The sequence below is a fragment of the Micrococcus flavus genome, assembly GCF_014204815.1.
Classification (GTDB): domain Bacteria; phylum Actinomycetota; class Actinomycetes; order Actinomycetales; family Micrococcaceae; genus Micrococcus; species Micrococcus flavus.
The window spans coordinates 1703814-1725539 of the sequence record NZ_JACHMC010000001.1 but is presented as its reverse complement, the minus strand read 5'-3'; the positions used below and the strand labels follow the sequence as shown (position 1 = coordinate 1725539).

Here is a 21726-nt window from a genome sequence, read left to right as displayed (position 1 = left end):
GGAACCCGGTGCTGTCCCGCCCGGAAGGCACCAGATAGCGCCCCCACAGCGCAGGAGGAGGGGCAGCGCCCGGTCAGAGGGTGACCGTGCCCGCCGGCGTGGTGAAGGTGACCGAGACGATGCCCGGGGTGCCGGAGGGGGCGAGGTACTCGACGTCCACGTCCGCGACCCCGTCCGCCTCGTCCTCCTGCTCGCCGCCGAGCCACTCGATGAGGCGGTCCCGGGAGCCGGCGATGGACACCTTCTCGATCGCGGCCTGCGGCTCGGCCGCCTGGGAGGGATGCATGTCCTCCTGGCCGTCCGCCCAGCGCATGATGAACGGCAACTGCGGGTCGGCCAGGGTGCCCTTCACCCCGATCTGGCGCCAGGACAGCTCGCGGCCGTCGGGGAAGCGGCGGGCGCCGGGCACGGCCGCGCGGCCCAGATGGCGCTCGAAGCGGCCGATGTCCGTGGTGGAGACGGCCCAGCTCATCCAGCCGCCGCCCTGCTCGGAGCGGGCGCGCACCAGCTGGCCGAACGGGGCGGACAGGGAGGCCGGGTGGTCCAGGGCCTCGACGACCTCGAGGTACTGGCGGTTGGCCATGGGGAACAGGACGTTCTGCGTCCCGAAGCGCGGGTGCACCCCGCCCTTGATCCGCTCGACGCCGAGGGCGGCGGAGATCCGCTCCACCGTCGCGTCGAGGCCCTCGGGTCCGGCGGCGTAGGAGACGTGGTCCATGCGGCAGGTGTTCACGGCGCTGATCCTCTCGGTTCCCCGGCTCTCCCGAGGTCCTGGGCTGGTGCGAGCAGCGGTGCGAGCCGGGTCTTGACGGCGGCGCTCCCCCTGTGGTGGAAGCGTATCCGCGTGTGACACAGGTGACGAAATCGGGTCACCGGACGTCGCGATCCGGCCTCCCGCCGCCCCGGGGCGGCTACGATGGCGGCACGGTCACGAGAGTCAGCGCAAGGCCCCGGCGAGCTGACCGGCAACCCTCCTACCGCGGTGGGGTGCCCCGGGTGACGACCAGGCCGGCCCCCGCCCGGGGTGCCGGCAAGCGCGGGCCGCCCCACGGCGTCCCCTCCCTCGGTGCACGCCCGTCCGCGGCGGCGCCGCAGGGGTGGACGTCCGCGGCCCCTGATCCGTTCAGGAGGACCAGCCATGACCACCGACGCCGCCCCGCACTGGGGCTTCTCCACCACCCAGGTCCACGCGGGCGCCACCGAGCCGCACGCCTTCGGGGCCACGGCCCTGCCGCTCTACCAGACCACCTCGTACGACTTCCCGTCCGCCGAGGTCGCCGCCGACCGCTTCGCGCTCAAGGACCTCGGCCCGATCTACACCCGCATCGGCAACCCCACCCAGGAGGCCGTGGAGACCAAGATCGCCGCGCTCGAGGGCGGTGTCGGCGCGCTGCTGCTGGCCTCCGGCCAGGCCGCCACCACGTTCTCGATCCTCAACCTCGCCGGGGCCGGGGACCACGTCGTCGCCTCCGCCTCGCTGTACGGCGGCACGCAGAACCTGTTCAAGCACACCCTGGCCAAGGTGGGCGTGGAGACCACGTTCGTGCAGGACCCGGACGACCCCAAGCAGTGGCGCGCCGCCGTGCGCCCGAATACCAAGGCCTTCTTCGGGGAGGTCGTGGGCAACCCGCGCGGCGACGTCCTGGACATCGCCGCCGTCGCCGAGGCCGCCCACGACGCCGGCGTGCCGCTGATCGTGGACAGCACCCTGACCACCCCGTATCTCGTGCGGCCCATCGAGCACGGCGCGGACGTCGTCGTGCACTCGGCCACGAAGTACCTCGGCGGGCATGCCGCCGCGATGGCCGGCGTGATCGTGGACGCCGGCCGGTTCGACTACGCCCGCGACCCCGAGCGGTTCCCCGGGTTCAACGAGCCGGACGAGTCCTACCACGGCGTGGTCTACGCCCGGGACCTGGGCGTGGGCAGCCCGTTGGGCGCCAACCTGGCGTTCGTGCTCAAGGCCCGCGTGCAGCTGCTGCGCGACTACGGGTCGGCCATCTCCCCGTTCAACGCGTTCCTGGTGAACCTGGGCCTGGAGACCCTCTCCCTGCGCATGGAGCGCCAGGTGGCCACCGCGCTCGCGGTGGCCCGCCACCTCGAGGGGCACCCGCAGGTGGAGTCCGTCTCCCACCCGGGCCTGCAGTCCAGCCCGTGGCACGAGCGCGCGCAGCGCTACCTGCCCCGCGGGGCGTGCGCGTTCGTGTCCTTCGAGATCGCCGGCGGCGCGGCCGCGGGCGCGGCGTTCGTGGACGGCCTGGAGCTGCACCACCACGTGGCGAACATCGGCGACGTCCGCTCCCTCGTGGTGCACCCGGCCTCCACCACGCACTCCCAGCTCACCGAGGGCGAGCAGCGCGCCGCCGGCGTCACCCCCGGACTGGTGCGCCTGTCCCTGGGCGTGGAGGACCTCGACGACGTCCTCGCCGATCTGGAGGGCGGCTTCCTCGCCGCCGGTCGCGCCGTGGGTCCGCAGGATCAGGGCTGAGGCCAGTGATGACCATGACGACGACACGTCCGGCCCCGGCGCTCCGTGCTCCGCGCCTGCCCCACGGGACGCGGGGGAGCCTTTCCGTGGGGGAGCTGCACACCGAGACCGGCGGACACCTGCCGGACGTGCGGCTGGCCTACGAGACGTGGGGCACCCTGGACGCGGACGGGGCCAACGCCGTGCTCGTGCTGCACGCCCTCACCGGGGACGCGCACGTGGCCTCCCACCGTGCGGACCCCTCCGCGGGCTGGTGGGAGGAGCTCGTGGGCCCCGGCCGCGCGGTGGACACGGACCGCTGGTTCGTGGTGGCCCCGAACATGCTGGGCGGCTGCGACGGCTCCACGGGCCCGTCCTCGCCGGCCCCGGACGGCGCGCCCTGGGGCAGCCGCTTCCCGTTCGTCACCCTGCGCGACGCGGTCGAGACGGAGCGGCGGCTGGCGGAGCACCTCGGCGTCACCGCGTGGCAGGCCGTGATCGGCGGCTCGATGGGCGGGGCCCGGGCGCTCGAGTGGGCCGTGACCCACCCGGAGATGGTCCGCGGGGTGGCGGTGCTGGCCTCCACCGCGTGCTCCTCCGCCGAGCAGATCGCGTGGGCGCAGGCCCAGACCCAGGCCGTCCGCCTGGACCCGGACTGGGCCGGGGGCGACTACCACCCGGGCCCCGGTCCGGTGGTCGGGCTGGGCATCGCCCGGCGCATCGCGCACACCACCTACCGGTCCGCGGCGGAGCTGGAGGGCCGGTTCGGCCGCGCCGCCCAGGGCGCCGAGAACCCGTTCGGCACCGTCGCCGGGCCGCGGGCGGGCCGCTACCAGGTGGAGTCCTACCTGGACCACCAGGCCGCCAAGCTCGTGGACCGGTTCGACGCCGGCTCCTACGTCACCCTCACGGAGGCGCTCATGAGCCACGACGTCGGGCGCGGCCGGGGCGGGGTCGAGGCCGCGCTCGCCGGATACCCGGGGCGGGCGTTCGTGGCCGCCGTCGATTCGGACCGGCTGTACTTCCCGGCCGAGTCGGAGCGGCTGGCACGCCTGCTGCCCGGCGAGGTGCCGGTGCACACGATCGCCTCGCCGATCGGGCACGACGGGTTCCTCACCGAGTACGCGCAGGTGGCGGAGGAGCTGAAGGCCGCGCTCGAGCTGTGAGGCCCGGGGCCGGCGTGCGGACCTGCCGGGCCGGGGCCGGCGTCGTCCCGGGTCAGTCCCGGGCGTCCTCCGTGTGGTCGGAGCCGTGGGGCATGTCCGCCCCGAACAGCGGCGCGGGCAGCGGCCGCTTCGCCTCGATCCCGTCCCCTGAGGAGACGCCGCGCAGCCGGCGGCCCACCCACGGGGCGAGGTGCGTGCGCGCCCACCGCACGTCCGAGACGCGCGCCTGGCTCCACGTGCGCTCGACGGAGGGGCGGGGGACGAACGGGTTGAGATCGTGCTCGACGCCGAGCATGTCCAGGACCATGGCCGCGATGGTGTGGTGCCCGGCGGGAGAGAAGTGCAGGCGGTCCTCGGCCCACATCTCCGGGCGGGAGAGCTCCTTGAGGGACCACATGTCCGGCACGAGCGCCCCATGGCGGGCGGCCACGGTGCGGATGTTCTCGTTGAAGATCGCCACGCGACCGCGGATCCGCCCCAGCACGGGGGTGTCCCGGATGTCCGTGGCGTTGAACAGCAGGATCGTGGCGCCGCTCTCGGCCAGGCGGGCGACGGCGTCGTCGAGGCGCAGGGCGACGTCGTCCGGGTCGGCGCGGCGGAGGATGTCGTTGCCGCCGGCGCAGATGCTGATCAGGTCCGGTTCGAGCGCCACGGCGGGATCCACCTGGCCGGCGGCGATCTCGTCGATCAGGCGGCCGCGCACCGCGAGGTTGGCGTAGGAGAAGGGCTCGCCGGCCGGAGTGAGCCGGGAGAGCTCCTCCGCCACGCGGTCGGCCCAGCCGCGGTGGTAGTCGGGGTTCTCCGGGGTGGGGTCGGGATCGCCGATCCCCTCCGTGAAGGAGTCGCCGAGGGCCACGAAGCGGCGCCAGGGCTGTCCGAGGGCGGTGGCGGAGAAGTTGTCGATACCGGTCGTCTCACTCACATTGATCCATTGTGCCCGTCCTGTGCCCCCGGGGCCAGGGGAGACGACCAGTAGGGTGTCGCCGTGACCGAGACCTCCTCCGCCCCCGCCCCGTCCACCGTCCGCTGGTCCCGCCCGGAGGGCGAATGGACCGACGACCTGCTGATCCTGCTGCACGGCTACGGCGCCGACGAGCACGACCTCGTCGGTGTCGCCGCGCACCTGCCGGAGCACCTCACCGCGGTGTCCGTGCGCGCCCCGCTGGCGCTGTCCACCGGCGGGGCCGCCTGGTTCCCGCTCTCCCAGGACCCCGTCACCGGGGAGATCGGCGCCGACGCCGGCGCGGTCCGGTCCGCGGTCGAGGCACTGGACGCGTGGGTCCGTGAGATCCGCGCCGGGTTCCGCACCGTGTCGCTGCTGGGCTTCTCGCAGGGCATGGCCATGGCCACGTCCCTGCTGCGGCTCGACCCCGAGGCCTACGCGTGCACCGTCGCCCTGTCCGGGTTCGTCGTGGACCCGCGGCACGCGGAGGCGGGCCTGGAGGGGCTGTTCCCGGCGGACGAGACCGTCGCCGCGGCGAAGCCGAAGGTCTTCTGGGGCCGCGGTCAGGCCGACCCGATCATCTCCGAGCACCGCGTGGAGGAGTCCCACGCGTGGCTGACCGCGAACACCGACCTGACCAAGGTGGTCTACGCGGGCCTGGGCCACGCGATCAGCCCCCAGGAGCTGGGCCACGTGAAGGAGTACCTCGCGCACCACGTGCGCTGAGCCCGAGCCGGGCGCTCAGCCCTGGTCGGCCTCGATCACGATCTCCTCGCCGTTGAACCCGACGACGTCCCCGCCGTGCAGCTGCCGGCCGCGGCGGGTCTCCACCTCGCCGTTGACCGTGACCATCCCGTCCTGGACGACGTCCCGGGCCATGGCGCCGTCCTCCACGAGGGAGGCGAGCTTGAGGGCCTGGCCCAGGCGGATGGACGCGTCGCGGATCGGCAGCGGCTGGGCGTCGGGGGAGGGGGCGTCAGCAGAGGTCATGGGCTCCATTGTCCCCGGTAGGCTGGGCGCGTCGACCCGCCCGACGCCGGCCCGTGCCCCGCACGCGGACCGGGCGGCGTCGTCGTCGTGATCCCCACCTGCCCCCGATGTGTACGGAAGTGATGCCCCCATGGCTGCCAAGTCCCCCCTGGACAACGTGATCAACCTGGCCAAGCGCCGCGGATTCGTCTTCCAGGCCGGTGAGATCTACGGCGGCTCGCGCTCCGCGTGGGACTACGGGCCCCTCGGCGTGGAGCTGAAGGAGAACATCAAGGCCGAGTGGTGGCGGACCTTCGTCCGCTCCCGCGAGGACATGGTGGGCCTGGACTCCTCCATCATCCTGCCCCGGGACGTGTGGGAGGCCTCCGGCCACGTGGAGACCTTCACCGACCCGCTGGTCGAGTGCACCGCGTGCCACAAGCGCCACCGCCAGGACCACCTCGAGGAGGCGTTCGAGGCCAAGAAGGGCCGGGCGCCGGAGTCCATGGCCGAGGTCGTGTGCCCGGACTGCGGCACGCGCGGCGAGTTCACGGAGCCGCAGATGTTCTCCGGCCTGATGAAGACCTTCCTGGGCCCCGTGGACAACGAGGAGGGCCTGCACTACATGCGCCCGGAGACGGCGCAGGGCATCTTCGTGAACTTCCTCAACGTGCTGAGCGCATCCCGGAAGAAGCCGCCGTTCGGCATCGGCCAGATCGGCAAGGCGTTCCGCAATGAGATCACTCCCGGCAACTTCATCTTCCGCACGCGCGAGTTCGAGCAGATGGAGATCGAGTACTTCGTGCCGCCGGCGGAGGCGGGCGAGCACTTCGACCGCTGGGTGGAGGACTGCTGGAACTGGTTTGTGGATCTGGGCATCGACCCGGCGAACCTGCGCAAGTTCGACGTGCCCGCCGAGGAGCGCGCGCACTACTCGGACGGCACCATCGACCTGGAGTACCGGTTCGGGTTCGGCGGCGGCGAGGGCTGGGGCGAGCTGATGGGCGTGGCCAACCGCACCGACTTCGACCTCACCAGCCACACGAACGCCTCCGGCACGAAGCTGCAGTACTTCGACCAGGCCAACGACGTGCACTACACCCCCTACGTGATCGAGCCGTCCTTCGGCCTGACCCGCTCGATGATGGCGTTCCTCGTGGACGCGTACGCCGAGGACGAGGCCCCCAACGCCAAGGGCGGCGTGGACGTGCGCACCGTCCTGAAGCTGGACCCGCGCCTGGCCCCGGTCAAGGCCGCCGTGCTGCCGCTGTCCAAGAAGCCCGAGCTGCAGGAGCCCACCCGGGCCCTCGCCGCCGAGCTGCGCGGCCTGTGGAACATCGAGACGGACGACTCCGGCGCGATCGGCCGCCGCTACCGACGCCAGGACGAGATCGGCACCCCGTTCTGCATCACCGTGGACTTCGACACCCTCGAGGACCAGGCCGTCACCATCCGCGAGCGGGACACCATGTCCCAGGAGCGTGTGGCGCTGTCCCAGGTGAAGTCCTACCTGCTGGAGCGCCTGGTCAAGTGAGCGCCGAGCACAGCATGGACCTGCCCGCAGGCGTCACGCTGCGCCCGTGGGCGGAGGGCGACGACCTGCGCCTGCTCGAGGTGTGGGGGGACCCCGCCGACGTCCAGCAGCACCAGGACCGCGCCATGCTCGCCCCGGACGCGGACGCCCCGTGGCGGCGCACGCTCGTGGCCGAGGACGACGGCGTCCCGGTGGGTGCCGGCACCGTGTTCGCGCAGTCCCTGCACCCGCGCCGGCTGTGGCTCTACCTCGAGGTGGCGCCCACGGCCCGCCGCCGGGGCATCGGTTCGGCCCTGCTCGGGGCCCTGCGGGCCGCGGTGGAGCAGGCCCACGCCGCCGGCCGGGTGACGACGACGCAGCTCAAGACGCGCTTCGCCGTCGCCTCGCGTGTGCCCGTGGTGACGGGCCATGAGGCGGACGCCGCGGCGGAGTCCGGTGAGGGCGATGCTGCGGCGACCACCGCGGCTCTCGGCGAGGAAGCCGGGGAGGCCCACGCCGCGCAGGTGGCCGGTACCGAGGCGTTCCTCGTGGCCTCAGGGTTCACCCCCGTGCAGCGCTCGCGGCGGATCGCGGTGGCGCCGGGCTCGATCGCCCTGCCGCCGCTGCGGGACGAGGAGCACCCCGAGGGCGCGGTCCTCGAGGAGGCCGCCACCGGGTCGGTGGAGCTCACCCGCGCGGTGGCCTCGTTCTACGACGCCGTGCACGGCTGGGACCCCTCGCAGATGTCCGTGGGTGCCGCCCAGCAGCTGATCCTGGGCCCGCAGACGGGGGCGGCGGGCGCCGTCGTGCTCCGGGACACCCCGAAGGAGGAGGGCGGGACCATCCGCGCGTTCGCCGTGTCCTACACGGCCGAACGCCAGGACGCGCCCGCGGACGTGTTCCTCGGCTGGGACCCGCAGCTGCCGCTCGATCAGGCGCAGCTGGCAACCGGTCAGCTGCTGGCGATGCTCGTGGCGCAGCACCCCGTGCAGGTGGAGGTGGACGAGGCCATGGAGGCCCTCGAGCCGATCCTCGACGGGCTGATCGGGGCGAAGGCCGCGCTGACCCTCGTGGACACCCGCATCTGGGCCACGGATCCGACGTGAGCGGTCAGGAGACCGCCGACGCGGGCCGCGTGCGGTCCCTGCGCACCACCGTCCTCACGGTGGCGCTGCTGAACCTGGCCTACATGGTGGTGGAGATCGCGGTGGCGCTGTCCATCCGGTCCGTGGCGCTCGTGGCCGACTCGGTGGACTTCTTCGAGGACTTCGCGGTCAACCTGCTGATCTTCGTGGCCCTGGGCTGGTCCCTGGCCCGGCGGGCGAGGGTCGGCAAGGTCATGGCCGGGATCATCGTGCTCCCGGCGATCGCCGCGCTCGTCATGGCCGTGGTGAAGATCGGCGACCCCGAGCCGCCCGCTGCCGGGGCCCTGCTGTGGACGGCCGTCGGCGCGATCCTCGTGAACCTCGTGTGCGTGGGCCTGCTCTCGCGCTTCCGGGCCGACGGCGGTTCCCTCACCGCCGCCGCGTGGCTCGCCGCCCGGAACGACCTGATCGCGGGCGTCGTGCTGATCGCCCTGGCCGGGGCCACGGCGCTGACGGCCTCGGGCTGGGCCGACATCATCGTGGGCGTGCTGCTCGTGGTGCTCAACGGCTCCGCCGCCAAGGAGGTCTGGGAGGCCGCCACGGAGGAGGAGCTCGCGGCGAAGGCCCTGGCCGGCGAGTTCGACGACGACTGACACTCCCTTGGCACTTCCGGGGCGGAACACGTCGCCGTCACGGTGAGGAGGCGACGGGTTCCGCCCCCAAAGCGCCGTGCGCCGTGCTAGCCGTGCTCAGCGTGCGGCGGGCGTCGGCGCGCCGGTCCGGGGGCGTGCCGGCCGCTCGATGAGCAGAGAACAGACCAGCCCCAGTGCGGCGAGCGCGGGGAAGGCGGCCAGCGCCGCGGTCAGCGGCAGGCCCACGGCCAGCAGGCCCACGAGCGGGCTCAGCCCGATCGAGGCCAGCCGCATGAGCCAGCTCACCACCGCCAGGCCGGTCTGACGGGGCAGTCCCGGGATCTCGTCGCCGAGCGCGTACGCGGTGGGCACCACCACGGCGCAGCCGACGCCCGCCAGCGCGAGCCCCGCGGAGACCAGCGGCGTGGCCGGGGCCCCCAGCGCCAGCACCAGGCCCACCACCACGACGGCGAGGCTCGCCGTCAGCGTCCGCCGCCGGCCCAGTGCATGGAGGACGGCGTCGCCTCCCACGCGGCCGGCGAACTGCGCGAGCAGCAGGGTGGCGGCTCCGAGCCCGGCAAGCGCCGCGTCCAGCCCGCGCTCCGACTGCAGGTACAGGGACGTCCAGGAGTTGCCGAACTCCTCCACCGCGAACCCGCCCATCGCGATCACGGACACGAGCAGCAGCGGCGCCCCCGCGGCGCGCAGGCCGGTGGTGGGGAAGGCCGAGGCGTCCGCGGCGGGGGTGCCCGAGGGGGAGGCGGAATCGGAGGTCGGGTGAGGGCCGACGTCGTCGGGGACGAACCGGCCGACGGCGAGCGCGAGGATCACCGCGCACGCCAGCCCGTTGAGGCCCAGGTGGACGGCCACGGGCAGGCCGAGGGCGATGCTCAGCGCGCCGAGGCCCGCGCCGGCCGCGGCGCCGAGGCTCCACCCGGCGTGCATCGAGGTGAGGACGGGGCGGCCCAGCAGCGACTGCACGCGCAGGCCCTGGGCGTTCTGGGCAGTGTCCACGGCGGCGTCCGCTGCGCCGGCCACGAACAGGCATGCGGCGAACAGCCAGACGGCGCCGGGCCAGGCGCTGCCGGTCACCCCCATGTCGCCGTCGGCACGGGCGGCTGCCGCGACGTCGATCACCAACCCCGCGATCAGGGCGAGGGCGGCCACGAGCAGGCTGCCCAGCAGGACCACCCGGCGGCTGCCGCACCGGCGCAGCAGCGGCGCCGGCGTGGACCCGGCGGCCGCGGCGCCGAGGGCCAGGGTGATGACCAGCAGCCCGAACGCACCGGAGTCCAGGCCGAAGGCGGCCTTCGCCCCCGGATAGTGCGGGATCAGCGCGCCGAGCAGGGCGCCGTTGGTGAAGAACGCGGCGGTCGCGGCCCAGCGGGCGCGGTTGACGCCGGCCGTGGCGGGCGGAGAGGGCATGCCGGCCAGCCTCTCACGCCGGTCCAGGGCGGGCGCTCAGCGGTCCCAGCCGAGCAGCCGCCACACCTCCGCCCAGCCGGCGAAGATCTTGGCGTTGTACGCCGCGCCGAGCTGGTTCGGGTTGGCGAAGAGCACCCAGTCGGCGGCCTGCACCGCGGTGTCCGCAGCGAGTTTCTCCGCCACCTCCTCCGTGCTGCCCGCGTAGGTGGGGCCGGAGCGGGCGGCGCCGCCGTCGAGATGCCCGGCGGACTCCTGGGAGCGGCGCTCGCGGCCGAAGTACAGCTCGTCCTCGTCGTCCTGGATCACGAACGCCGAGCGCGTCACGGCCGTGCGGCCCGCTCCCGGCACGCCCGCCGCCGCGCGGGCATCCAGGTAGCGGGCGATCTGGTCGGCCTGCTGCACGTGGAAGGGGCGGCCGTCGTCCTGGAGGAGCAGGGTGGAGGAGAGCATGTGGTAGCCCTCCTGCGCCGCGCGCACCGCCGAGGCCGTGGACCCGCAGCCCCACCAGATCCGGTCCGCCAACCCCGGGGACTGCGGCTCCACCGGCATCTTCTGGGAGGTGTACGACCAGCCGGAGGAGGGGTCCGGCGTCGCCAGGCGGGCGCCGCGGATCGCCTCCAGGAACCGACGGCCGCGCTCCTGGGCGAGGTCGGCCCAGGTCTGGCCGTCGGCGGGGGCGTAGCCGAACTGGGCCTGCCCGTCGAGGGCGGCCTCGGGGGAGCCGCGCGAGATCCCCAGCTCGAGCCGGCCGCCGGAGAGCAGGTCCGTGGTGGCGGCGGCCTCGGCCATGGCCAGAGGGTTCTCGTAGCGCAGGTCGATCACGCCGGTGCCGAGGCTGATGCGCTCGGTGCGCGCCGCCATGGCGGCGAGGATCGGGAAGGGGCTGGAGAACATCCGCTGGAAGTGGTGGATGCGGATCCACGCGCCGTCCAGGCCCGCGGCCTCGGCATCCACCGCCATCTGCACGACGTCGTCCAGCGCGGCCTTCGCGTCCGGCTCGCCGCCGGGGATAGGGATCCAGTGCCCGAAGTTCAGGAATCCGAGGTGCTTCTTCGTCATGGGTGGTTCAACACTGAAGGACTTGAGGGTGTTCCCCGAGGTGCGGGTCCTGAGACCTCCCCGGTCAGAGCGGGGAACGGGAGACTGGCGGGCATGTCCGAGGCACCCCAGACCAGCCCCACCCGCGTCGACGAGGACGAGCTCGAGCTCGCCCGGCGGCTGTTCGACGCCGCCCGCCACGGACAGACCGGTCTCCTGGGCACGTTCCTGCGGCGCGGGGTCAGCCCGGACCTGCAGAACACCGGCGGGGACACGTTCCTGACCCTCGCCGCGTATCACCGCCGCCCCGAGACCGTGGCCATGCTCCTGGAGTTCGGCGCGGACCCGGCCCTCGCCAACGACCGCGGCCAGCTGCCCCTCGTGTGCGCCGTCTTCAAGCAGGACGCGCAGTCCGCGCGGCTGCTGCTGGCCGCCGGCGCCGACCCCGACGCCGGCACCCCGACCGCACGCGAGACCGCGCAGATGACCGGCTCGGCCGAGCTGCTCGCCCTCCTCGACGGCGCCGCGGGCGAGCCTCGGTGACGCGTCGCTCCGCCGGTGCGGCCGACGTCGACCGGCTCTATGACCGCCTCCGCACCGAGCTCCCCGGCCTCGCCGCGGAGCTGGAGGCGGGGCTCGGCCCCGGCTGGCGGGTGGCGGCGGACGTCGCCGGCCCGCATCCCACGGTGCGCCTCGAGCGGTCGCCCCCGGCCGGCAGTCGCGCGGTCGCGGCCTGGGTGACCCCCGTCCGTTGCCGCGCGGACCGCTTCCACGCCACGGCCGGCGTCGTCATGGCCCCCGGGGAGGTCACCGCGTCCCACCCCGAGGACGACGGCGCCGCCCCCGCCTGGATCGGCGCCCTGCGCCGCGTGAGCGAGGCGGCCGAGGCGGTGTGCGCCCCGGACGGCCCGGTGAGGATCTCCCGCAGCGCCGGCGGCGGGCGGATCGGGGCGGCGAAGGCCAAGGCGGACGCCGCGCGACGCCACGGGCTGCCGCTGCGGTGGGCCAAGGGCTGGCCGGAGGACGTGCTCGGCGTCCGGACCGAGCCGGTGGCGGGGGAGGAGCTGGCGTCGTTCCTGCGGGACCTGTGCCGGATCCTGCCTCAGCTGGCGGTCGTGGCGGATGGGAGGATCGCCCCATGAGCCTGTTCCCCGCCACCGACTGGTCCGGCACCTGCGGCTTCCGGATGTTCCCCACCGACGGCTTCGCCTCCGGCCCCTCGGCCGCCCGCCTCACGCCGGTCGCCGGGGGCGCCGCCCTCGCCCTGGACTACACGTGGGTCCACCCGGAGCAGGGGGAGCGGGCCGGCCATCTCGTGATCGGCCGCCCCGACGACGCCGGCCGCGTCACCGCGTCCCTCACCGACGACTTCCACCAGGCCCCCGAGATCCGCGTGTTGGAGGGGGTCGCCGAGGCGGGGTCTGCCGGGGAGGCCGCCCCGATCTCAACTGACCCGATCAGCACCCACCCGATCAGCGGCGAGGGCGTGGCGGTGTCCATGGAGTACTCCGGGTGGGGGTGGACCGTCGCGGTGCGGCTGCAGAACGGCACGCTCGCCATGGTCATGCAGAACGTGGTCCCGGAGGGCGTCGAGGGAGCGGAGCCCGGCCCGTATGACGTCATGCGCGCGGCCTGGACCCGGACGGACGGCTGAGCGCCGGCACAGAACACCAACGCCGTCGGCCCGTCGGCCCTGCACGTTGTGGTCACGACACGCCGCGGGCCCCCTGGCGGGCACGGCGTGTCATGATCACAACCGGTTCGGGGGCGGCGGTGCCACCCCTCGGCCGCCGCTGACACCTCACGGGCCGGCGTCCCTGGGGACGCCACCGTCGTCGGCTTGACCGCGATGGAAGAATGGCCCTTGACATGAGTGCTTCCCACACCCTTCCCGACGCCGCGCTGGCCATGCCCGGCGCCCCCGCCGTCGACGCCCCCGGCGTGGACCCGAACCACGCCCTCTACGCCAAGGCCGCCGGGGCGGGTCGCCGGATCGCCGACGACGACCAGCTCCACGAGGGCCGCCACGCCGCCCCCACCACGGACCGCCTCTCCCTGCCCCCGCTGCAGCTCGGGCCGATCACGGTGGACGTGCCCGTGGTGCTGGCGCCCATGGCGGGCATCACCAACACCGCGTTCCGCCGCCTGTGCCGCGAGTACGGCGGCGGCCTGTACGTCAACGAGATGGTGACGGCCCGCGCCCTGGTGGAGCGCAAGCCCGAGTCCATGCGGATCATCAAGCACGACCCGGACGAGGTCCCGCGCTCCGTGCAGCTGTACTCCGTGGACCCGGTGACCACGGGCGCGGCCGTGCGCATGCTCGTCGAGGAGGACCGCGCGGACCACATCGACCTGAACTTCGGCTGCCCCGTGCCCAAGGTCACCCGGCGCGGCGGGGGGGTCGGCCCTGCCGTGGAAGTCGGAGCTGTTCGCCTCCATCGTCAAGGCCGCCGTCACGGAGGCGTCGAGGAAGGACATCCCGGTGACGGTGAAGATGCGCCGCGGGATCGACGAGGACCACCTCACCTTCCTCGACGCCGGCCGCACCGCCCGCGACCTGGGCGTGGCCGCCGTCGCCCTGCACGGGCGCACCACCCGCCAGTTCTACTCGGGCACCGCCGTGTGGGAGGACATCGCGCGCCTGCGCGAGGCCCTGCCGGACATCCCGGTGCTGGGCAACGGGGACATCTGGTCCGCCGAGGACGCGATCGCGATGGTCGAGCAGACCGGCGTGGACGGCGTCGTGATCGGCCGCGGCTGCCAGGGCCGCCCGTGGCTGTTCGGCGACCTGCAGGCGGCCTTCGAGGGACGGCCGGACCGGTTCCACCCGAGCCTGGGCATGGTGGCGGACACGCTGTACCGGCACGCCGAGCTGCTCGTGGACACCTTCGAGGGGGACGAGCTCAAGGCCCTGCGGGACATCCGCAAGCACGTGGCCTGGTACTTCAAGGGCTACGCCGTCGGCTCCGAGATCCGCACCGCGCTGTCCACCGTGCCGGACCTGGCCACCCTCCGCGAGCTGCTGGACGGCGTGGACCGCGACGCCCCCTACCCGGGCGAGGCCGCCGAGGGCCCGCGCGGCCGGGCCGGCGCCCCGAAGCGTCCCCACCTGCCGGACGGCTGGCTCGACTCCCGCGAGCTCAACGCCGAGCAGAAGGCCATGATCGCCGCCGCCGAGCTGGACGTCTCCGGTGGCTGAGGCGGGGACGCCGTCGTCGTCCGCGGGGGCGGGCACGACGTCGGGCGGCGCCCCCGGTGCGCGCCGCGCCTCCCAGCCCGTGCTGTTCGGGCCCGAGGGGCGTCCGCCGTACGCGGGCCGGCCCGCCCTCACGCCCGGGTACTCCGCGTGGGACCGGCAGCGGTGGCTGGCCGAGCCGCCGAAGAACTCCTACCGCTCGGACTTCGAACGGGACCGCGCGCGTGTGCTCCACTCGGCGGCCCTGCGGCGGCTCGGGGCGAAGACGCAGGTCGTGGCCCCGGACGTGGACGACTTCTCCCGCACCCGGCTCACCCACTCGCTCGAGGTCGCGCAGGTCGGCCGCGAGCTCGGCCGGTCCCTGGGCTGCGACCCGGACCTCGTGGACACCGCGTGCCTGTCCCACGACCTCGGCCACCCTCCGTTCGGGCACAACGGGGAGAAGGCGCTGGACGCCGTGGCCGCCGAGTGCGGCGGCTTCGAGGGCAACGCCCAGACCCTGCGGCTGCTGGCCCGCCTGGAGCAGAAGAAGACCTTCGACGACGGCTCCTCCGCCGGGCTGAACCTCACCCGCGCCGCCCTGGACGCGGCGTGCAAGTACCCGTGGACCCGCGAAGACGCCCCGCTCAAGCCCAACGGGAAGCGCTCCAAGAAGTTCGGTGTCTACGCCGACGACCTGCCCGTCTTCCGCTGGTTCCGCGAGGGCGTGCCGGGAATGCGGAAGTCCATGGAGGCCCAGGTCATGGACCTCGCGGACGACATCTCCTACTCCGTGCACGACGTTGAGGACGGCGTGGTCAACACCGCGTTCCAGCTGCGCTGGGTCACCGAACACGCCGAGCACCGCCGCCGCGTGGTGGAGACCACCCGGGACTGGTACCTGCCCGGCGGGGACCTCGCGGAGATCGAGGCCGCCCTGGCGCGGCTCGAGTCCCTGGACGTGTGGGTCGCGGAGATGGACGGCACCCGCCGGGCGCTCGCGGCGATGAAGGACATGACCAGCCAGCTGATCGGCCGGTTCTGCGCGGCGGCCTTCGAGGCCACCCGCGAGGTCTTCGGCAACGAGCCGCTGACCCGGCACGGGGCCGACGTCGTGGTCCCCGCGGAGACCGAGCACGAGATCGCCGTGATGAAGGGCATCGCGGCGGCCTTCGTGATGACCGCGGAGCAGCGCCAGCCGCTCTACGCGCGGCAGCGCGAGCTGCTGGCCGAGCTGGTGGACCTGCTGCAGTCCACGGGGGACCGCTACCTGGACCCCATGTTCGCCGCGGACTGGCGGGAGGCCGATGACGACGCAGCCCGCGCCCGCGTGGTGATCGACCAGGTGGCCTCGCTGACGGACTCCACCGCGATCGAGTGGCACCGGACCCTCGTGCGCGGGGAGACGTTCCACCGCGAGTGGGTCTGAGCCGGCAGCCTCCCCTCGGAGCGTCCGGGGGCGCCGACCTCAGGCCAGCAGCGCCGGCAGCACGAGGCCGGCCGGCCCGGCGAGGCGGTGGGTCACGGCAGAGCTGAGCTCCGTGACGTCCGGGTTCACCTCCACCACCGGCGCCCCCGCGCCCAGCGCCACGAACGGCAGGGACGCGGCCGGCTGCACGAGCCCGGACGTGCCGACCACCACGCACAGGTCGCACGAGTCCAGTGCGGCGTAGGTCGCATCCCACGCGTCCGCGGGGAGCATCTCCCCGAACCACACGATGTCCGGGCGCACCCGGCCCGCCGCGCACGCCGTGCACACCGGCGGCTCGGTCCGCAGGAGCCCCTCGAGGTCGGCCTCCGAGCCGGGGGCGTGGCCGCCGTCGTGCGCAGCCGCCACGTCCACCTCGGCCGGCGCCTCGCACTCGGCGCAGCGAAACCGGAACAGGGAGCCGTGCAGGTGGGCCAGGACGTCCGCGCCGGCGCGCTCGTGGAGGTCGTCCACGTTCTGCGTGGCCACCACGAGCCCGGGCACCCGCGCCTGCCACGCGGCCACCGCGCGGTGCCCCGCGTTCGGCTCCACCCCGCGCACCATGCGCGCCCGCCACAGGTACCAGGACCACACGAGGCCCGGGTCCGCCAGGAACGCCTCCTCCGTGGCCAGCTGCTCAGGGGAGTAGCGCTCCCACAGGCCGGTCTGCGCGTCGCGGAACGTGGGCACCCCGGACTCGGCGGACATGCCCGCCCCGGTCAGGACGACGGGCCGCTCGGCCCGGGCCACGAGGTCACGGACGGCGTCGAGCTCGGGCAGGTCCAGGTCGGCTGCGGAGCGGTCAGGAGTCATGCGACCAGCGTACGGAGCGGGCGCCCCGCCTGACCTCAACCTTCCGTCAAGACCGCGTCCGTCGGTTCAGGTCCTGACGGAAAGCTCAGGTCGCGCGGCGGGGTGCGCCGTCGTCGGTCGCCTCGGCGACGCGCGCCATCGCCTGGCGCACGGACCGCGCCTTGAGCAGCACCTCGTCCGCCTCGGCGTCGGGGTCGGAGTCGAGCACCACGGCCCCGCCGGCCCCCACGCTCCACCGGCCCGCCGCGTCGCGGACGGCGGTGCGGATCACGATGCTCAGCTCCGTCCGCCCGTCGGCGCCGAGGAACCCCAGCGCCCCCGAGTACACCCCGCGCGGGGCGCCCTCCAGCCCGGCCAGCAGCTGCACCGACCGCAGCTTCGGGGCGCCCGTCATCGAGCCGCCGGGGAAGAGCGCCCGTACCACGTCCACGGGAGTCACGCCCGCGGCCGCCCGGCCGAGCACCGTGGACACCAGCTGGTGGACCGTGGCGTACGACTCCACCTGCATGAGCGCCGGCACGTGCACCGACCCCGGCTCGCACACGCGGCCGAGGTCGTTGCGCAGCAGGTCCACGATCATCAGGTTCTCCGCGAACGTCTTCGGGTCCGTGGTCAGGTGCTCGGCCGCCGCCGCGTCCGCCACGGGGTCCGCGTGCCGGGGCGTCGTCCCCTTGATGGGCTTCGTCGAGTACACGCCGCCGGCGCCGGAGAGGAACTGCTCCGGGGAGGCGCTCACGACGGCGAACCCGCCGTCCGCGTCCGTCTCGCCGGGGCCGGCGGCCACCTCGAGCAGCGCCGCATAGGGGGTCGGGGTCCGCTCGGTCAGCTCCAGGAACAGGGCGAGCGGGTCGACACGCTCTCCGACGCCCGGGTCCACGTCGAACCGGCTGGTCAGGCACAGCTCGTAGGACTCGCCGGCCGTGAGGGCGGACCGGCATCGCTCCACGAGACCCCGGTACTCGGCGCGATTGTGCCGCCAGGTCCCGGGGACCTCGAGGGGCTCGTCGCCGGCGTCCTCGCCGCGGGCGGCTGCCGCGTTCGGGGCCTCCGCGTCGTCCCCGGTGTGCGGCCTCTCTGCCGTGAGCGCCCCGCGCACCGCGGCGAGCCACGCGTCCAGGGCGCGGGCGGCGTCGTCGGGGTCCTGACCGGCGACGCACACGTGGAGCGTGCCGGCCGCGTGGTCGGCGGCCACCCAGCGGGCGGGCCGCGCCCACCACGCGTCGGGCAGGCCCGCCGGGCCGGCCGCGCGCGGCGGAGCCACCCCGAGGCCCGCCAGGCCCGCCTCGTAGCCGAGGAACCCGACGAGGCCGCCCCGGAAGGCCAGGCCCTCACCGCCGCGGACGGGACGGGGCGCGGCCGCGGCGGCGAGCGCGTCCCACAGGACCGCCGCGTGGTCCGCCGCGTCGGCGCGGTCCACGCGCAGCACCCGGGGGCGGCCGTCCGGGAGGACGTCCTCCGCGTCCCCGAGCACGGACCACCGGGCCGTGCCCACGTCCGTGCGGGCCGAGTCGAGCCAGAAGGACCCGGCCCCGCGGGTGAGCGCGCGGGCGTACACGGCGCGGCAGGCGGAGCGCAGATCGTGGCCGAGGGCGCGCAGGGCGTCCGGGTCGAGATCCTCGACGGCCACGTGCAGCGCCGGGCCGTCCGGGGCCGGCTCCCGTGAGATGGACCCCCGGGGATCCGGCCGGCTGCGCTCGTCGCGGTGATCCGGCCTCGTGCCCCCGGCCGGGGCGCTCCCCGGCCGCCGCCGCTCCACCTCCGCGAGGAACGCGTGCAGCATCGCCGCACCGTCCTCCGAGGCGATCGACTCCGGGTGGAACTGCACGCCCCACCACGGCGCACCCTCCACCGCCACGGCCTGCACCACGCCGTCCTCGCTCCAGGCGGTCGGCACGAGGCGCGGGTCGGCCCCGGGTCCGGGCGTCGCCGCGAGGGAGTGGTACCGGGTGACGCGGGTGCCCTGCGGCAGGCCTGCGAACGGGCCGGTGCCCGTGTGGCGCAGAGCGCTGATCCAGCCGTGCCGGGGCTCCGGGGCGGGGCCGACCTCCCACCCGAACCGCAGCGCTAGGCCCTGGTGGCCCAGGCACACCCCGAGCAGGGGCAGGGCGTCGGCGCCGTCCCCGCGGGCCAGGACGGCGTCGATCACCTCCCCGGACACGGCGAAGTCCCCGGGGCGTCCGGGGTGGCCGGGGCCGGGGGAGACCACGACGCCGGCCAGGCCCGGGTCCGCCAGGGCCGCCCGGGCCGCCGCCGGCTCGTCCGCGCCCACCACGACGACCTCGAGCCCCGGGTGGGCCTCGTGCGCCCGGGCGGACAGGATCTGCACGAGGTTGAACGTGTAGGAGTCGCGGTTGTCCACCACGAGCAGGCGGCGGGAGGGGGCGGGAGCGGTCACGGGCACCGGCACATCATGCCAGCCGTCCCCGCCGAGGCGGGCGGCCCTCAGTCCACGAGGGCGACGGCCCCGGTCAGGGACACCGTCACCACGGAGCCGGGGGCGGGAGCACGCAGACTCCGGGCCCGCACGGCGGTCCCGTCCGGCAGCTCCAGGGCCACCAGGTGCTCGTGCCCGCGGAACTCCACGTCCACCACCCGAGCCGTGACCCCCTCGCCACCCTGCGTGAGGCGCACGTGCTCGGGCCGGACGACGGCGCGCGTCCCGGTCCCGATCCCGGCCACCGCGCCGGCCGCGGTGCGGACACGGCCGTCCGGCGTCGTCCCCAGGACGGGCAGCAGGTCCGCCTCGCCCACGAACTGCGCCACCCATGCGTCCGACGGGCGGGCGTAGACCTCCTCGGGGGTGCCGACCTGCCGCAGGCGCCCGCCCTCCATGACGGCCACCCGGTCGGCGACGGACAGGGCCTCGGACTGGTCGTGGGTGACGAGCACCGCGGTGGCGCCGTCCTCCTTGAGCGCGCGGCGGACGGCCTGGCGCAGGTCGGTGCGCAGGGCGGCGTCGAGGGCGCCGAAGGGCTCGTCGAGCAGGATCAGCGGCGGCCGTGGGGCCATGGCGCGGGCCAGCGCCACCCGCTGCTGCTGTCCGCCGGAGAGCTGGTGGGGCATCCGCTCGCCCAGGCCCGCCAGGCCCACGAGGGCGAGGCACTCACGGATGCGGGCCACGCGCCCGGGGCGGCGGCGGCGGAGCCCGAAGCCCACGTTCTCCGCCACGGAGAGGTGGGGGAACAGCGCCCCCTCCTGCGGGACCACCGCCACCTGCCGGCGGTGCGCCGGCACGTGCACGCGGGGCAGCGCGACGACGTCGCCGGCCAGGCTGATGCGCCCGGCCTCGATGCGCTCGAACCCGGCCAGGCAGCGCAGCAGCGTGGTCTTGCCGCAGCCGGAGGGGCCGAGGACGGCGAGCAGCTCGCCGGTGGCGAGCTCGAAGTCGACGCCGGCCAGCACGGGCGCGGCGCCGTAGGAGGCACCGAGGTCGGCGACGGACACGGCGGACACGGCGGCGGCGGGCATGGTCCTCATGCTCGCACGCCCTCGGCCGGGACGACCCCCGTGCGGTGCACCACGACCCACGCCGGGATCGCCGCGAGCAGCACCAGCGTGAGCGCGTAGGGGGCGGCCTCGGCGTAGCGGCCCACGCCCGTGGCGCTCCACAGCCGGGTGGCCAGCGTGTCGGTCCCGGTGGGACGCAGCAGGAGCGTCGCGGGCAGCTCCTTCATGGCCGTCAGCATCACGAGGGCGGCGCCCGCGCCGAGCCCCGGCGCCGCCAGCGGGAGCGTCACCCGCCGGAGCACGACGCGCGGGGGCGCGCCCAGGGACCGGGCCGCCTCCTCGATCGCGGGGGAGGACTGCGCCACGGCGCCGCTCACCGCGGCGACGGCCAATGGCAGGAAGAGGGTGGCGTACGCGAAGGCGACCATCCACGTCGTCTGGTAGAGCGGGCGCGCCAGGGACGCGCCGAGGAAGACGAGTGAGAGGCCTACGACCACGCCGGGCAGGCCGTGGGCCAGGAACACCGCGTGCTCGACCCAGCGGGACACCCGCCCAGGGTGGCGCGCGGCGAGGACGCCGACCGGCAGGGCCAGGAGCATCGTCAGGAGCGTGCCCGCCAGGGCCAGGCTGAGCGAGCCCAGCACGGCCTCGAGCCAGCGGTCCGCGGCGGCGGACAGGGACGTGCCCGCGCCCATCCATCGGATGAGGCTCACGCCGGGCACCCCGAGGGCGGCCACGAGGACCGCGGCGAGCCCGGCGGCGGCCGGCCACCGCCAGGGACCCAGGCGCTGGGCGGGGGCGCGGCGGACGGTGCGGCCCGTGCGGACGGCGGGGATCGCGCGTCGGGTGCGCCCCTCACCCCACAGGATCACGAAGGTCAGCACCACGAGCACGGTGGCCAGCGCGAGGGCGAGCTGCCGGTTGAAGCCCACCTCGAGCGCGGTGAAGATCGCGCGGGTGAACGTGTCCAGGCGCAGGATCGCCACGGCGCCGAAGTCGGAGAGCGTGTAGAGCGCGGCGAGCAGCCCGCCGCCGGCGATCGAGAGCCTGGCCTGCGGCAGGGTCACCGTGAAGAACGTGCGCCACGGTCCCCGGCCGAGCGAGCGGGCCACGTCCTCCTGGGCCGGGTCGGTCCGGGAGAACGCCGCCGCCACGGGCAGGTAGACGTACGGGTACGTGTAGAGCGTCAGCACCAGGGCGGCGGCCCCGAATCCCTCGAGGCGGCCGCCGTCCACCCACGGCAGCAGGTCGGAGACGGACACCCATGTGAACGCGGCCACGAACGAGGGCACGGCCAGCGGCATGGCCAACACCACCGCCAGGAACCGCCGGCCGGGGGTGTCGGACCGCGTCACGAGCCATGCAGCGCCGACCCCGACCACCAGGCAGGCGGCGGTGACCACGGCTGTCAGGGCCAGGGACGTGGCGGCGAGCTCGGCCACCCGGGGCCGGGCGACGGCGTCGAGCCAGGCCGGCACGCCGCCCTCGGCCGCACGCAGGAACAGGTATCCCACCGGTACCAGCGCCGCCGCCGCGGCTACGAGGGCCGCGGCGGTCAGCGCCGGCGGGGTGCGGGACCCGCCGC

19 protein-coding genes, 1 pseudogene and 1 riboswitch are annotated in these 21726 nt (G+C 75.0%); of the genes and pseudogenes, 11 read left to right on the top strand and 9 right to left on the bottom strand.

Going from position 1 to position 21726, the window contains the following annotated elements:
* Positions 1 to 73 precede the first annotated feature (73 nt).
* Positions 74 to 733 carry a VOC family protein gene (locus BJ976_RS08040; RefSeq protein ID WP_135029113.1) on the bottom strand — a complete coding sequence of 220 codons (660 nt, stop codon included), beginning with the start codon at positions 731 to 733 and terminating at the stop codon, positions 74 to 76.
* A gap of 193 nt (positions 734 to 926) precedes the next feature.
* Positions 927 to 1043, top strand: a riboswitch (SAM riboswitch).
* 95 nt (positions 1044 to 1138) lie between these two features.
* Between BJ976_RS08040 and BJ976_RS08035 the strand changes: the two genes are divergently transcribed.
* Entirely contained in the window at positions 1139 to 2488 is a 1350-nt protein-coding gene (locus tag BJ976_RS08035) for an O-acetylhomoserine aminocarboxypropyltransferase/cysteine synthase family protein (RefSeq protein WP_135029115.1), read from the top strand.
* Positions 2489 to 2496: 8 nt separating this feature from the next.
* Positions 2497 to 3633: a homoserine O-acetyltransferase MetX gene (gene metX / locus BJ976_RS08030; protein ID WP_135029117.1), complete on the top strand. Its 1137-nt coding sequence runs from the start codon at positions 2497 to 2499 to the stop codon at positions 3631 to 3633.
* Positions 3634 to 3685: 52 nt separating this feature from the next.
* Here the strand turns inward: metX and BJ976_RS08025 are convergent, their stop codons facing one another.
* Complete coding sequence (locus BJ976_RS08025) at positions 3686 to 4555, bottom strand: SGNH/GDSL hydrolase family protein (protein ID WP_184231839.1); 870 nt, start codon at positions 4553 to 4555, stop codon at positions 3686 to 3688.
* 63 nt (positions 4556 to 4618) lie between these two features.
* Between BJ976_RS08025 and BJ976_RS08020 the strand changes: the two genes are divergently transcribed.
* A complete protein-coding gene (locus tag BJ976_RS08020) occupies positions 4619 to 5302 on the top strand; it encodes an alpha/beta hydrolase (protein ID WP_135029118.1) in 684 nt (227 codons plus the stop codon).
* Between the two features lie 15 nt (positions 5303 to 5317).
* On the opposite strand, the gene BJ976_RS08015 is transcribed toward BJ976_RS08020, so the two are convergent.
* On the bottom strand, positions 5318 to 5566 hold the full coding sequence (locus tag BJ976_RS08015) for an RNA-binding S4 domain-containing protein (protein WP_135029120.1): 249 nt from the start codon (positions 5564 to 5566) through the stop codon (positions 5318 to 5320).
* A gap of 130 nt (positions 5567 to 5696) precedes the next feature.
* Here BJ976_RS08015 and BJ976_RS08010 point away from each other — a divergent pair, with 130 nt between their 5' ends.
* Genes BJ976_RS08010 through BJ976_RS08000 form a run of 3 tightly spaced genes read left to right on the top strand, consistent with a single transcriptional unit; the run spans position 5697 to position 8796 of the window.
* Positions 5697 to 7079: a glycine--tRNA ligase gene (locus tag BJ976_RS08010; RefSeq protein WP_135029122.1), complete on the top strand. Its 1383-nt coding sequence runs from the start codon at positions 5697 to 5699 to the stop codon at positions 7077 to 7079.
* Complete coding sequence (locus BJ976_RS08005; RefSeq protein ID WP_308421549.1) at positions 7076 to 8164, top strand: GNAT family N-acetyltransferase; 1089 nt, start codon at positions 7076 to 7078, stop codon at positions 8162 to 8164. Before BJ976_RS08010 ends, BJ976_RS08005 begins: the two co-directional genes overlap by 4 nt.
* The gene (locus BJ976_RS08000; RefSeq protein ID WP_135029124.1) at positions 8161 to 8796 is read left to right on the top strand and encodes a cation efflux transmembrane domain-containing protein; all 636 of its coding nucleotides are present in this window, start codon (positions 8161 to 8163) and stop codon (positions 8794 to 8796) included. Before BJ976_RS08005 ends, BJ976_RS08000 begins: the two co-directional genes overlap by 4 nt.
* A gap of 96 nt (positions 8797 to 8892) precedes the next feature.
* Here the strand turns inward: BJ976_RS08000 and BJ976_RS07995 are convergent, their stop codons facing one another.
* Together BJ976_RS07995 and BJ976_RS07990 are read right to left on the bottom strand one after the other, a co-directional pair.
* Positions 8893 to 10200 (bottom strand): MFS transporter, encoded by a 1308-nt coding sequence (locus BJ976_RS07995; protein ID WP_135029126.1) that lies wholly within the window; start codon positions 10198 to 10200, stop codon positions 8893 to 8895.
* Positions 10201 to 10236: 36 nt separating this feature from the next.
* Positions 10237 to 11259 carry an LLM class flavin-dependent oxidoreductase gene (locus BJ976_RS07990; RefSeq protein WP_135029128.1) on the bottom strand — a complete coding sequence of 341 codons (1023 nt, stop codon included), beginning with the start codon at positions 11257 to 11259 and terminating at the stop codon, positions 10237 to 10239.
* 93 nt (positions 11260 to 11352) lie between these two features.
* Between BJ976_RS07990 and BJ976_RS07985 the strand changes: the two genes are divergently transcribed.
* The 5 genes and pseudogenes from BJ976_RS07985 to BJ976_RS07965 all read left to right on the top strand — a co-directional run bounded on the left by BJ976_RS07985 (position 11353) and on the right by BJ976_RS07965 (position 15842).
* On the top strand, positions 11353 to 11781 hold the full coding sequence (locus BJ976_RS07985; protein WP_135029130.1) for an ankyrin repeat domain-containing protein: 429 nt from the start codon (positions 11353 to 11355) through the stop codon (positions 11779 to 11781).
* Complete coding sequence (locus BJ976_RS07980) at positions 11778 to 12380, top strand: hypothetical protein (RefSeq protein WP_135029132.1); 603 nt, start codon at positions 11778 to 11780, stop codon at positions 12378 to 12380. The genes BJ976_RS07985 and BJ976_RS07980 overlap by 4 nt, the downstream gene beginning before the upstream one ends.
* Positions 12377 to 12892 carry a hypothetical protein gene (locus BJ976_RS07975; RefSeq protein WP_167736913.1) on the top strand — a complete coding sequence of 172 codons (516 nt, stop codon included), beginning with the start codon at positions 12377 to 12379 and terminating at the stop codon, positions 12890 to 12892. The genes BJ976_RS07980 and BJ976_RS07975 overlap by 4 nt, the downstream gene beginning before the upstream one ends.
* 215 nt (positions 12893 to 13107) lie before the next feature.
* Positions 13108 to 14437: pseudogene (gene dusB / locus BJ976_RS07970) on the top strand (tRNA dihydrouridine synthase DusB).
* A gap of 82 nt (positions 14438 to 14519) precedes the next feature.
* The gene (locus BJ976_RS07965) at positions 14520 to 15842 is read left to right on the top strand and encodes a deoxyguanosinetriphosphate triphosphohydrolase (RefSeq protein ID WP_135029218.1); all 1323 of its coding nucleotides are present in this window, start codon (positions 14520 to 14522) and stop codon (positions 15840 to 15842) included.
* A gap of 39 nt (positions 15843 to 15881) precedes the next feature.
* Here the strand turns inward: BJ976_RS07965 and BJ976_RS07960 are convergent, their stop codons facing one another.
* The 4 genes from BJ976_RS07960 to BJ976_RS07945 form a co-directional block, all read right to left on the bottom strand.
* The gene (locus tag BJ976_RS07960; RefSeq protein ID WP_135029134.1) at positions 15882 to 16694 is read right to left on the bottom strand and encodes an SIR2 family NAD-dependent protein deacylase; all 813 of its coding nucleotides are present in this window, start codon (positions 16692 to 16694) and stop codon (positions 15882 to 15884) included.
* 85 nt (positions 16695 to 16779) lie between these two features.
* A complete protein-coding gene (locus BJ976_RS07955; RefSeq protein WP_135029136.1) occupies positions 16780 to 19089 on the bottom strand; it encodes a chorismate-binding protein in 2310 nt (769 codons plus the stop codon).
* Positions 19090 to 19136: 47 nt separating this feature from the next.
* Positions 19137 to 20162, bottom strand: coding sequence for an ABC transporter ATP-binding protein (locus BJ976_RS07950; RefSeq protein WP_135029138.1), 1026 nt, complete (start codon positions 20160 to 20162; stop codon positions 19137 to 19139).
* 5 nt (positions 20163 to 20167) lie between these two features.
* On the bottom strand, positions 20168 to 21655 hold the full coding sequence (locus BJ976_RS07945; protein WP_229667203.1) for an ABC transporter permease: 1488 nt from the start codon (positions 21653 to 21655) through the stop codon (positions 20168 to 20170).
* Positions 21656 to 21726 lie beyond the last annotated feature (71 nt).

Bases quoted from the DNA above. Each gene is read 5' to 3' on its own strand.
- BJ976_RS08035 (WP_135029115.1), top strand. From the start codon at position 1,139: ATGACCACCGACGCCGCCCCGCACTGGGGCTTCTCCACCACCCAGGTC.
- metX (WP_135029117.1), top strand. From the start codon at position 2,497: ATGACCATGACGACGACACGTCCGGCCCCGGCGCTCCGTGCTCCGCGC.
- BJ976_RS08015 (WP_135029120.1), bottom strand. From the start codon at position 5,566: ATGACCTCTGCTGACGCCCCCTCCCCCGACGCCCAGCCGCTGCCGATC.
- BJ976_RS08010 (WP_135029122.1), top strand. From the start codon at position 5,697: ATGGCTGCCAAGTCCCCCCTGGACAACGTGATCAACCTGGCCAAGCGC.
- BJ976_RS07995 (WP_135029126.1), bottom strand. From the start codon at position 10,200: ATGCCCTCTCCGCCCGCCACGGCCGGCGTCAACCGCGCCCGCTGGGCC.
- BJ976_RS07990 (WP_135029128.1), bottom strand. From the start codon at position 11,259: ATGACGAAGAAGCACCTCGGATTCCTGAACTTCGGGCACTGGATCCCT.
- BJ976_RS07985 (WP_135029130.1), top strand. From the start codon at position 11,353: ATGTCCGAGGCACCCCAGACCAGCCCCACCCGCGTCGACGAGGACGAG.
- BJ976_RS07975 (WP_167736913.1), top strand. From the start codon at position 12,377: ATGAGCCTGTTCCCCGCCACCGACTGGTCCGGCACCTGCGGCTTCCGG.
- BJ976_RS07960 (WP_135029134.1), bottom strand. From the start codon at position 16,694: ATGACTCCTGACCGCTCCGCAGCCGACCTGGACCTGCCCGAGCTCGAC.
- BJ976_RS07950 (WP_135029138.1), bottom strand. From the start codon at position 20,162: ATGCCCGCCGCCGCCGTGTCCGCCGTGTCCGTCGCCGACCTCGGTGCC.